The sequence below is a fragment of the Phytohabitans aurantiacus genome (assembly GCF_027923225.1).
Taxonomy (GTDB): Bacteria; Actinomycetota; Actinomycetes; order Mycobacteriales; family Micromonosporaceae; genus Phytohabitans; species Phytohabitans aurantiacus.
In genome coordinates this window covers 44,861-56,580 of record NZ_BSDI01000057.1, presented here as the reverse complement: position 1 = coordinate 56,580, position 11,720 = coordinate 44,861, and the positions used below count along the sequence as shown (strand labels likewise).

4 protein-coding genes are annotated in these 11,720 nt (G+C 70.4%); 1 reads left to right on the top strand and 3 read right to left on the bottom strand.

What is annotated here, in order from left to right; translation table 11 throughout:
* The first annotated feature begins 97 nt into the window (after nucleotides 1–97).
* Complete coding sequence (locus QMG73_RS37660) at nucleotides 98–1,195, top strand: LPXTG cell wall anchor domain-containing protein (protein WP_281903762.1); 1,098 nt, start codon at nucleotides 98–100, stop codon at nucleotides 1,193–1,195.
* Nucleotides 1,196–1,262: 67 nt separating this feature from the next.
* Here QMG73_RS37660 and QMG73_RS37655 read toward each other — a convergent pair whose 3' ends face one another.
* From QMG73_RS37655 to QMG73_RS37645, 3 genes are read right to left on the bottom strand one after another with little or no spacing between them, the layout of a single operon-like run.
* Entirely contained in the window at nucleotides 1,263–1,652 is a 390-nt protein-coding gene (locus QMG73_RS37655; protein WP_281903761.1) for a nuclear transport factor 2 family protein, read from the bottom strand.
* Nucleotides 1,653–1,681: 29 nt separating this feature from the next.
* Nucleotides 1,682–7,498 carry an RHS repeat-associated core domain-containing protein gene (locus QMG73_RS37650; RefSeq protein ID WP_281903760.1) on the bottom strand — a complete coding sequence of 1,939 codons (5,817 nt, stop codon included), beginning with the start codon at nucleotides 7,496–7,498 and terminating at the stop codon, nucleotides 1,682–1,684.
* A gap of 14 nt (nucleotides 7,499–7,512) precedes the next feature.
* On the bottom strand, nucleotides 7,513–11,607 hold the full coding sequence (locus tag QMG73_RS37645; protein WP_281903759.1) for a LamG domain-containing protein: 4,095 nt from the start codon (nucleotides 11,605–11,607) through the stop codon (nucleotides 7,513–7,515).
* Nucleotides 11,608–11,720: the final 113 nt, after the last annotated feature.

Here is an 11,720-nt window from a genome sequence, read left to right as displayed (position 1 = left end):
GGCCTGATTCCGCGCAGGGGCACCCGTCCGGGACGGCGGGAAGCTTTCGGCCACGCCCGCCGCCGCGGCCGACCCGTTCAAGGTCATCGTCCAGGACATGCTTGTCGCTCCGGACCACAAGGTCCGGACGACCTCGGCCGTCACCCTCGCCGAGAGTGTCGACCTCCAGACGGCCGCCGAGGCCGCCGTGAGTGGAGCGCCGGGCAGCACCGTCGACACGAAGCCGACCGTCCACAATGGCGGCAAGACCACCAGCCGCGGTGCCGTGCTGGTGGCGCGGGCCGACCACCTCGTCCAGTACGCGGGCAACTTCTCGAACTGCGAGACGATCGACTACGTGGGTGCGATCTGCACCTTCGACGAGGAGCTGGAGCCGGGCAAGAGCTACCGCCTCTCCGCCGCGCTGCCCTTCAAGCTCGACAAGGACGTCCGGACCGGTGCCGTCCTGCAGGCGTTTAGCGACTGGTGGACCAAGGACGACTGGGACCTGGTCAACCGATCCTTCCCGGACGACGGCACGCCGGGCACCGGGGCGAAGCTGCGCCTCGTAGTGGACCCCAGCGCCAAGCCAGCGGCACCGCAGACCGATCCGGACCGCACGAACACCTTCACCCAGATCGCGGTGAAGGTGACCGGCAACCAGCACGCCGACCTCAGCGTGAAGGGCGCGACGGCCAGCGGTAAGAAGGGCGACGTCGTCCAGGTCTCGCCGTCCTACACGAACCTTGGCCCGGCGGTGCTCGAGTACCAGCCCGGACCGGTGTTCCGCGTCACGATCCCGCAGCGCACCACGGCCGTCGACGTCTCCGGCGATTGCCAGCCCTACACCTCCGACGAGGAGTGGGACCAGTGGGGCGACAAGTGGGGTGAGCCGGGCGCCAGGGAGTACGGATGCGTCGCGGGCCAGACCCCGAAGGGCGTGGAGTACGGATACGAGTTCGGCCTGCGGATCGACAAGGTCGTCGCGGGCGCCTCGGGTGCCGTGGCGGTCCGGCTCGGCGGCGACCCGAACGGCGCGAACGACACCGCGAAGATCGTGATCAACCCGGCCGACGCGGGCGGCGGTGGCGGCGGCGACCTGCCGGTCACCGGTGCGTCCGCCGGCCTGATCGCCGGCCTCGGCGGCCTGCTGCTCGCCGCCGGTATCGGGGGCTACCTGCTGGCCAAGCGGCGCCGCACCCGCTTCGTCAGCTAACCCGGCCACACCAACCGGATTTGGGCTGCCGCGACGAGCGTCGCGGCAGCCCAAACGCGTTCCCGAGCTACGTGCCGGTGGGCGCGGGGTCCTCGCGTACGTGGGTGTAGAGCGCGCTGACGATCCGCCATCCGTCTGGCGTCTTCGCCAGGTGCAGGTACTCGCGGTAGATCCCGCTGCGCACGGTGGCGGTCGCGATCTCGTGGTAGATGTCGTTGATGGTGAGCTCGAATCCGGCGTCCGCTGGTTTCTCCGCCACCCCTTCCCCGGCGCGGGTCCACCTGATCATGTCTTCGGCCGTCATCGTCCCGGTGATCCGCGGGCCCGGCGCGTCGATCACGACGCCGGTCTTGGCGAGGCCCGGATGTACGGCTCGCGCCATCCGGTCGCCGTCACCGTCGAACCAGCCTTCCCAGTAGTCGCTCACCGTGGTGACGATGGCGTCGCGGTCGTCCATCTCGCCTCCTGGCGATGCCGGGCCGGGATCTAAGAAGAGGATGAGAAGCGCACGGTATCCCAAGTGCTGCGGCTGACCACCGCGAACTCCTGTGCCATCCCGTATCCCGCCGCGTCGGCGATGGGCCCGAAGGACACCCCCTGCAGTTCCTCGTCAGGGTCGAAGTTCCAGGACTTGTACGCGGTCGTGGTGTAGGTGAAGGTCGTCGAATCGCCTGTCACCGTGACCGAGCCCTCCAGTTGATAGGTCATTCCGCGCAGGCCGTAATACAACCCCTCGCTCTGATCCTCCTGGAACTCCATCGCGATCCAGCCGGAGTCGAACGAGTACGAGCACGGCGGGGCGGCACACATGTCCTGGGCGATCTGGTCGATCTCGTTGAGCGTGTCGTTGACGCTGCCGCTGAACTCGGGCGCTCCCATCAGCGAGTCCATGGTGAGCAGCCAGTCTTCGCCGGTCGCTTCGATGTAGTGGTTGTAGAGATCGCACGCCAGGCCGTTGGTCTTGCCCGCGAAGTGGGACAAGCACGACAGGCCGGTCCAGAGCCACACCGCGTCCTCGGCGTTGGCGTAGCGAGCGCATTCGTCTCCGCCGAACTGGCAGTCCGGAACCTCCAGCGAGTTGTACGGGATCTCGGTGTCGTCCCGCGCGCACGAGTACGAGCCGTTGATGGAGCCCGTGATGTCGGCCGTGCTGCTCTGGCAGGCCAGAGCCATGCTGTCCGAGCACGCGCTGCCGCTGCAGCCGTCCGGGCCGGGGTTGTAGGTGGAGTCGGGTCCGCTGGGGATGCTGGGGCCGGGACCGGCCACGTCCTTGCAGCCGAAGTCCGTGTTGCAGGGCATCTCGTACAGGCCGGTCGGGTCCGACTTGACGATCGGGCTGTTGGACGCGTAGGCGTACCCGTTGAGCTGTTGCGGGTTGAGGTAGTTGGCGATCGGGTCGGCGGAGACGAACCGGCCCACGGTCGGGTCGTACTCGCGGGCGCCGACCGTGGTGAGCCCGACGCCGGCGTTGTCGATGCCGCCGATGAAGCCGCGCTGGTCGGGCCAGCCCGACGGGCTGGTCGACCTCGGGTTGCCGAACGGGTCGTACCGGCGCACCGCCGCGTTGAGCGTGTCGCCGTTGACGATCCACTGGCCGGTGCCGTGGTGATCGCTGGCCAGCCACTGGATGTCGCCGCGGCCGGTGCGCATGCCGACGACGCTGCCGCCGTGCTCGTAGTAGCGGGTGGCCGCGGTGGTGCCGGTGGCCGCGGTGTAGGTCAGCTCGTAGCCGGCCACCCACGCCGTCATGTCGCCGTTCGGGTCGACGCGCAGCAGCCGGTTGCCGTCGGCGCCGTCGAAGAACCTCGTGGTGCCGTCGCCGCCCGCGATCGTCGCGACCCGCCCGGCGGCGGTCCAGCTCAGCGTGTCGACGTCGGCGCCTCGCTGGATCTTCGTGGTGTAGCCGGCGGCGTCGTAGGTGAACGCCGTCGACGCGCCGCCACCGGTCGAGGGTGAGACCGAGGCGAGCCCGTGCGGGTTGTCCTGGCCGGGCTGGGGGTAGGCGTACTGGTTCTTGACGGACCCGGCCGGGTTCCACTTCGTCTCGGCGAGCCGGTTGCCGGTCAGGTCGTACTCGTAGGTCGACCAGTACGCGCCCGGCCCGCCGACCGCCGGCGCGCTCGGGGTCGACGCGCACGCGCCCGTGCCGGCCTGCGCCCACGCGTTGGTCAGCCGGCTCAGGTGGTCGTACTGGAAGCACTGGGTCTCCGGATCCAGTTCCGGGGAGTTGTGCACCGGGTTGTCGGTGATCGAGAGCACCTTGCCGGCGTCGTCGTACCGGTAGGACAGGGCGGCGACGCCGTTGTTCGTGGCGCTTTCGGAGTCGGCGGCGTCCTTGTCGAAGTAGAACTCGCGCAGCCGGCCCGTGCCCTCCTCGTAGATCCAGGTCTGCCACGCCTGCCCGCTGATCCCGCCGATGTCGTCGGGGTCGCCGAGGCGCCGCTGCAACAGCTGCCCGTACGGGGAGTACACGGCCGCGTCCACGTAGACGTGGCCCTCGCCGAAGTCGTCGCCGTTGGAGGTCACCCGCGTCGGCTGGCCCATCGCGTCGTAGTAGTAGTTCATGCTCTCCTCGGCGAGGCCCCCGGCGGCGCTCGCCGTCGAGGTCAGCAGCGACCCGTCGGGGTGGTAGGTGTAGGACTGCCAGTACGCGCCGGCCAGGTCTCCGGCCGCGGCCGGCAGGTGGGTGTAGACCTGCTGGGGCTTGCCGTCGAGGGTGTACCTGCGGATCTCGCTCTTCCACGCCTGTCCGTTGATCCAGTGCGTCGACGAGTGCGGCAGGCCGATGCCCCGGGGCGTCCCGTCATAGGTCCGCTCGATCAGCGGCTTGCCGGTGTCTGGGGCGCCCTGCCGCACCGTGGTCTGCCGGCCGATCTTGTCGTACGCGTACGACAGCTGGGCACGGTTGCCGTCCATAGTGGAGACGAGCTGCCCGGCCACGTTGTACGCCCGGGTGGTGATCCCGGTGTCCGGGTCGTCCACGACGGTCTGCCGGCCGCGCAGGTCGTACTCGAACCGCCAGGTGTTCTTGGCCGGATCGGTGACCTGCTTCAGCTTCCCGTTCGTCGTGTACGCGTACGTGGTCGCGTCGAAACCGCCGGTGGCGGCGCGGTCGTGGTACTGGCGCAACTCGACCGCGCGGCCCTGCGCGTCGGTCAGCGTCGACGTCGAGATGCCGCCCTCCGGCGGGATCGTCGTGGTCATCCACCGCGAGGCGTGGCCGCCGTAGCGGTAGCTGGTGCGCCACTGCTCGGCGCCCTTGACCAGGAAGATCTCGGCGCTGACCCGGCCGGCCTGGTCGTACGCGTGCTCGGTGCGGGCCACGTCGTTGGTCGCCGAGATCCAGACCAGGCCGGTGGTCGGCCCCGACTGGTTGTTGAACACCGGCCCCGACGTGATCTTCTTGCGGCCGTACGAGTCGTAGACGGTCTGCGAGATCAGCCGCCCGCCGTAGGTCTGCGCCTGCGTCTGGCGTTCGCGCAGCAGCGAGTCGTAGAGCGTGACCGAGGTCAGGTACGCCTCGTTGGGCAGCAGCGTCTTCGTGGTGACCGCCGAGGGCTCGGTCTGCGACACCTTGTAGCTGAACAGCTTCGTCGCGCCGACCGTCGCCGGATCCCGGCCCGGGGTCCACACCGCCGTCGTCCGGCCCAGGGGGTCGTAGGTGAGCGTGGTCGTACCCGTGTTGGGCGCGACGGTCTTCGTGGTCGAGCCCCACGCGGGCTCCAGCGTGGTGGTCGTGACGTGCCCGGCGGCGTTGGTCACCACCGTCTGCGTCACCGGTCCGGCCCCGGCCGGGGTGTACGCCGTCGTGGTGGTCGCGCCCAGCGCGTCGGTCGCGGTCACGGCCCGGCCGAGCGCGTCGAACGTCGACGAGCCGATCGGCACGTACACGGCACCGTTGTTCCAGGAGTCCACCGCTTCGGCCCTGGTCATCAGGCCCCGCGCCGGAGCGGCGGTGTGCGAGGTGTTCCCGTCGTAGTACGCGCGCACCGAACCGAGCAGTTGCGCCGGGCGGTTCGGCGTCGCCGAGCAGGTCACCGACACCGCCTCGACCGTCGCGACCGAGCCGAGCAGCCAGGTGGACGTGTTGTCGGCGTAGGTGGTGCGCTCGCACTTCTCGTCGCCGGTCACCGCCAGGTCGCCGCTGTCCTCGGCGGTCAGCGCCCGCCCGTACCCGTCGAAGGTGCTCTGGGTGCGGGTGCGCCGCCACGACGTGCCGGCGAGGTGGGTACGCGAGTCGACGCGCTGCGCGGCGGTGAGGAACGCTTCCACCTTGCCGCCGTCGTAGGTGCGCACGGCGGTCCGGGAGTGCCAGTACCGGGTGGTCGTGGAGCCGATGATGGTGGTGCCGTCGTAGGAGGCGGTCTCCCACACCATGCCGACCAGCGACCGGTGGTCGGCGGCGGTGTTGCCCTCCGAGTCGGTGACGGTGACCGATCGGGTGCCGCTGGGCTGCTTGTCACCGTCGAGGCCGCGGAAGTAGCGGGTGCGCGAGCGCTGCTGCGCTCCGGCGTCGGTCGGGTCACCGACACGGGTGGTGACCTCGGCGTAGCCGCGCCACTGGTTCCAGTCCCGGTCCTCGTCGTCGACGAACTCGGCGTCGTTCCAGGCCCACAGCGCCGCCGTGCCGCCGCCCGCCGTGGAGTAGTCGTAGAAGCGCCACACCACGGCGCCGCCACCGGAGGCGTCGGCCTCCGCGACGGACCGCACGACGTACTTGTGGAAGTACGCGTCCACCGGCTCATTAAGTCCCTCCGGCGTGTACTTCACCGGATAGCAGCGGCGGGCGTTCGCGTGGTGGTCGGTGGGCACATCGCCGCGGCCACAGTCCGGCTCCGAGTAGTTGATCGTGGTGACGCCGCCGGTCTCGTTCTTGATCGAGGTCAGCCGGGGCCGCCAGATCGCCGGCCACGCCTCGCCTAGGTCGACGCGGTTCTCGTAGAAGCTGCCGCCGAACTCGACGGGCGGCTCGGTCGCGGTGCCGCCGATGTGCCCGGTGTGCCGCACGGCCGACAGCCACAGCACGATCTGTTCCTCGTCGCCGTAGTCCTTGAACTTGTGGGTCAGCGCCCAGGAGTCCACCTTGCGGAAGCCGGTCCCGCTGGCGACGTAGGTGGCCACGGCGGTCAGCCGCTTGGTGGCGAAGAACACCGGCGAGTACGTCTCGCAGTCGGTGCTGGACTCGCAGTGCAGATCCCACGGGGTGTCCGGCCAGTTGTCCTCCTTCGGCTTGTCGCTGGAGTCCCGGCAGTCCGACAGGCAACGGTCGGCGGTCGTGAACTCGACCTTGGCGGTGGGACCGGCGGTCGAACCGTTGCGCAGTCCGTACTCGATCCGCTGCAGCCATGCCTCCCGGACGTACGTGGCGGTCGAGTCGGTCGAGACCGCGGCGGCGTACCGGCCGGTGGTGGTGCCGTAGGTGTAGCGGACCAGGTTCCCGTGTACGTCCACACTGGAGTCCAGCAGCCACCGGTACGCCTGGTCGCACCGCGAACCCTTGAAGTCACCGGACTTGTAGCACGCCTCGCCGGAGTGGTTGCCGAACACCGGTACGGTCAGCCGGCTCGACGCCACCGAGGCGAAGTAGTGCTTGGTGCCATCCGTCGTGGTCACCAGCCACCGCTCGGTGGACGCCGAACCGGCGCTGGCCGCGGCGCCCAGCCGCTCGATGCGCATGTTGGCGTCGGCGGCGGCCCGCCACTTGCCGCTCTCGTCGTCGCGAACCAGCGAGCCGCTGGAGCCGTTGAGCGAGATGGTCAGCGACGGCGAGTCGCCCTCCCAGCAGAAGTCACCGGTCGGGTCGTCGCCCTGGTTACCGTCCTCTTCGGACTCGGCGCCGCACGACACGTACGTGCGCTCGATGAAGCTCGGCGAGTAGCTCCAGCCGTCGCCGATCCACGACGCCTGGTTGTTGGTGCCCGAGGTGCGCCCGTCGTGCGACGCCGACGAGTACGCCAGGCTCAGCCCGGGAGCCGGCCCGGCCGCCGGGGGAGTCCGCATGCCGTAGCTGTAGGTGAACCCGCCGGACGATCCGCCGTGTGTCCACGCACCCGCGTGCGACAGGTCGGTGGCGGTCCAGTCGCCGCTGCCCGAGGCGCCCACCGCGTCGGCCGCGCCGCCGTTCCAGTTCGCGGCGGCGTCCTGGAACGCCGAACCGGCGCCGGCCACCGGTTCGACGGGGGTGGAGTCGAACGGCTGCGGGCCGCGGGAGAACCCGTCTTCGGCGGCGGCCGGGGATCCGGTCACGATCAGGGCCGCGGCCAGTACGGCGGCGACCGGTCCGGCGACAAGCCTGCGAGACATCGTCATGCTCCTCATCACGCGACGCACATGGGGATCGGTGCGGCCGACATGTCGGCGATGGCCTCGGCGGGCAGCGCGCCCTGCCACACGAGCACGTCGTCGACGGCGCCCTGCAGCCGCCGCGCCCGCGATCCGTCGGCTGCTCCCGAGGCGCCGATCACGAGCGGGCCGGTGGCGTTCCAGGGGCTCGCCGGGCCGCCGTCCCGGGACGCGATCGCCTGGCCGCTGGTGTACAAGTGCAGCTTCCCGCCGGCGATGTCGTACACGCCGACCAGGTGGTACCAGGTGTCGGCGGCGGGCGCCGCGCCGCCGTACGCGGTCAGCCAGGAGGCGTCGGCGGTGTCCGTGTTCATCATGGCGAACCCGAACTGGCGCAGGCTCGCGCTGTAGCGCAACAGGAATCCGGTGGTCTGCTGGCCGATCGCCGACACGACGGTCATGTCGGTGTCGAGGCGGCTGAGGCGCACCCAGGCGGAGACGGTGAACGAGTCGTCGGTCGCCACCACCGGGCCGGCGGTCGCCAGGGATCCGGCGCCCGCCAGCTCTATCGCGCTGTCCGGCTCACACTTGGCGCCGTCGGTGGACTGGGTCCGTCCTTCCAGGACCACGTTGTGGGACTTGCCCGACGTGTCGGTGCCGGCGCCGCCGGCGAGCCGCCAGCGGCCGTTCAGCTCCGGTGGCGGATACCCCATCATCGCCGCGAGGTCTTCGGCGTCGAGCGGGCCCCGCCACAGCCGCACGTCCTGCAGGGAGCCCTTCAGGTAGTCCGTGCGCCGGAGCGTTTCGCCGAACATCCGCTGCGTGCATCCGATGAGAACGTTGCCGGCGTCGGGCGCCGTGGCGTAGGTACTCAACACATAGGACACCACCAGCTCACCGTCCACATAGAGCCGGCGTGCCCCGGCGGCGGTGTCGATCGAAGCCGCCACGTGGTGCCAGCCGCCGGGTGCGACGCTCCCGAAACCCCACCCGTTGCGGACACCGCTCGTGTTGACGGTCAGGACGGAGAACTGGAGGTTGCCGCCGGTCGCGGCCGGCTTCGCCTGCAGTTCGAAGCCCGCCGTGCCGGTGTCGTTCATCGTCGACACCAGGGTGTGGATACCGCTGGCCTCCGGGATCTTGACCCAGGTGGACACCGACCACGACCTGTCGACCGGTACGGTCGCGTCCGGCTGCTCCAGGCAGCTCTGGCCGCCGAGCTCGACCGCGCCGCGGGGGCGGTTGAACCGGTCGTATCCGGCGGTGACGTTGCCGGGTATGGCGATGGTGTGGTCGTAGCGCGAGGTGTCCTCGCCACCGTTGTGGAACTCCCAGCGGGCCAGCTCCGCCCCTTCCGGCAGATCGGTCATCGACCGCTGGATCTGCGCGGGCGACAGGGCGCCCTGCCAGATGCCGAGCCCGTCGATCGCGCCGTCCAGGAAGTGCCCGGTCCCTCCGCCGCTGCCGCGCAGGCACCCGACGCTGAACGTGTCCCTGCCGTTCCACGGCACGAAACGGACCTGCTGCGAGGCGGCCAGGCTGCCGTTGAGGTACAGCCGCTGCCAGTCGCCGTCCGGGTCGTAGACCGCCGCGATGTGCAGCCACTGACCCAGTGCGACCGGGCTGACCGCGCTCACGCTCATCCAGTCCGCGTCGGTGCCGGGCGTGTTCAACAGCGAGAAGGACCACGTATTGGCCGCCGCCGAGTACTGGATCTGGTACGCCGAATGCACCGTGTTGCCCTGAGTGAGGATCTTCGCGTACGCCTCCGGCTCGGCGTCCATCCGCACCCACAGCGACAGGCTGAGCGCCGCGTCGGTGCGCACCGGTGCCTTGCCGGTCAGGCAGGAGGCGCCGTCGAGTTCCAGCGCCGACGCCGCCCGGCCGGTGCTGTCCGGGCCGTACACCGGCCCGCTGCCCTTGGCCATCGTCAGGTGGTGGTCGAGCCCGGAGTCGTCGAGCGCCTCGGACTCGAAGCGCCACATGCCCATCGGCGTGGCCACGATGTCGTTGCCGACGAAGAAGGTGTGCACGCGCGTCTGTGACCGGTTGCCGGCACCGTCGACGGCCCGCACGTAGAGCACGTGCCGTCCGGCCGAGGCCACCCGCGTGATCGTGGGCGTGGAAGGCGTCGCCCACTGCCGGAAGGTCGGCGTGTTCCACGAGTACTCGTACCTGCGCAGCCCCGAGGAGACGCCGCCCACGACCGGGTCCGACGCCGCGAGCGTGAACGTCACGCTCTGGCCCTCGGTGTACGGGCCTTCCGGCGCGGACACGGTCGGCTGCAGCGGCATGGTCGCGTCCACTTTGAAGTAGCACGGGTCGGTCCAGCCCGAGTTCACCGCCGAGGACTGCCTCGCCTCCGACAGGGCCGAGTAGGTGTACGCCCCGTCGGGCAGTGCGGCGGTCGACGGCCAGTTGACCGGTGAGTACGCCCCGACGGGCGCCGGCGTCCGGTACGAGGCGAGGTCGGTGGTCGCGCCCTGTTTGCGGACCCGCATCCGCACGTACACCGACTCGGACTCCGACGACTTCGCCCGCAGGGAGTACGTCGGCTTCCGGGAGGTCACCCACCGGGTGGTGGACGGGTTCGTGACGCAGTCGTCGCCGTCGATCGCCAGCTGGTCGGGCTTCGGCGGGTAGATGTAGTACGTCACCTCCAGGCGCACCGACTTGGTCTGGAGCCGCCGCCACGCGTTGCGGTCGCCCTCACTGGACGAGCGGAAGCCAAACGAGATCGTGTCGTTGCGCTCGTCAGCCGCCGACTGCACCCGCTTCTTGACGTTCGCGCCGTCGAACGACGCCCACTCGTTGGTGGTACCCGAACAGCCGCCGGCGGCGTTGGACGACGCCACGTCCTTTGTCTGCAGCTGACCGCCGTACAGCCAGCTCACGCCGTTCCACGAGACACCGTTGGAGACCTGCTTGGTCCGCCACAGCTGCAACCCGTAGCTGCCGCAGCCGCCGGTGTGGGTCTGCAGCACCTTCACGGCCGCCGAGTCGATGTACTTGCCCTTCAGCTTGCCGACGTTCAGCGTGATGACCGACCGCCACAGCCCGCAGCCGTCACCGCAGTCGCTCCAGGTGTTGTAGCCGACCCGCATGCCGCCCGCCCGCGGCCAGTTCGTGTCTCCGGTCCAGCCCTTGCTGGGCGCGCCCGCGTACACGTTGGCCCACGCCTTGCGGGTCGAGGTGAACGGCGGGTCGATGTAGACCGGGAAGGTGAGCGAGTCGTCGGCGAGCATCCGCGCGTCGGGCGTGAGCGTGATGCCGGTCCTGGTCAGGTCGACGGCGACGTCTCTGACCCGGCTGGGGTCCGCGGCCGCGGTGGCCGCGCTGGTGGTGGCGCGGGCAGCCGGCGCGCCCGCCGCCCCCGAGTCCCACATGATGCCCTGACCGGCCTCGAACACCACCTCACCGGTGCCGTCGACGACATCGATGCGGCCGGTCTCGGGGTCCTTGACGACCGACAGCCCGTCGGCCTGTATCCCGACGACGATGTCCTTGAGTACCGGATCGTCGGCCGCCTCGGGTGTCTTGAGCACCAGCACCCACGAGAAGCCGACCGCCTCCGCCTGCACCGCGAGGTCGACCCCGGACCGCACCTCGGGATAGGTGGCCACGGCACCGCGAAGTACCGGAGCCGGCAAGGCGCCCAGCGGCCAGGTCAGCGACAGCGTTCCGCGACCGGGGTCGGTCGCGGTCACGAACGTGCTCTGACCTCCGGCGCCCGCGGTGATCCCGATCACCGTCGCCGCCGAGGCCGCGGACCCGTCCGCCCGCGCGACGAACGTCGGGTCGATGTCCACCCAGGCACCCGCGGCGTTCTTCACCCAGTACGGCTCCACCGCCACGTGCGCCTTCATCAGACCGGTGGGAGTGGCGAACACCTGCCGGTCCACGTCGCGCAGGCCCATCACCTCGACGTCCACCTGGCACGCCGAGGCGTACTGGTACGCCGTGAACTCGTCGTCCGCGGACGGCGGACCCTCGAACTGTGGGCACGGCACCGTCGGGGCCGGCTCGTCGGCGGGCTCCGCCGACGCCGGCACCGGATGGGTGGCGAGCACGGCGAGCAGCATCGCCGTCGCCGCGGTCGCGGCATGCCAGGAGCGGGAACGGGTACGCAAGAGGCCACCTCATCGACCAGCGGGCGGAGTCAGGTCCGCCTCAAGCTAGGTCGCCGCCGTTGCGCGGCAGTTGAAGGAAGCTTGAATGCGCACGTCACGGCCCCCCGATCCGG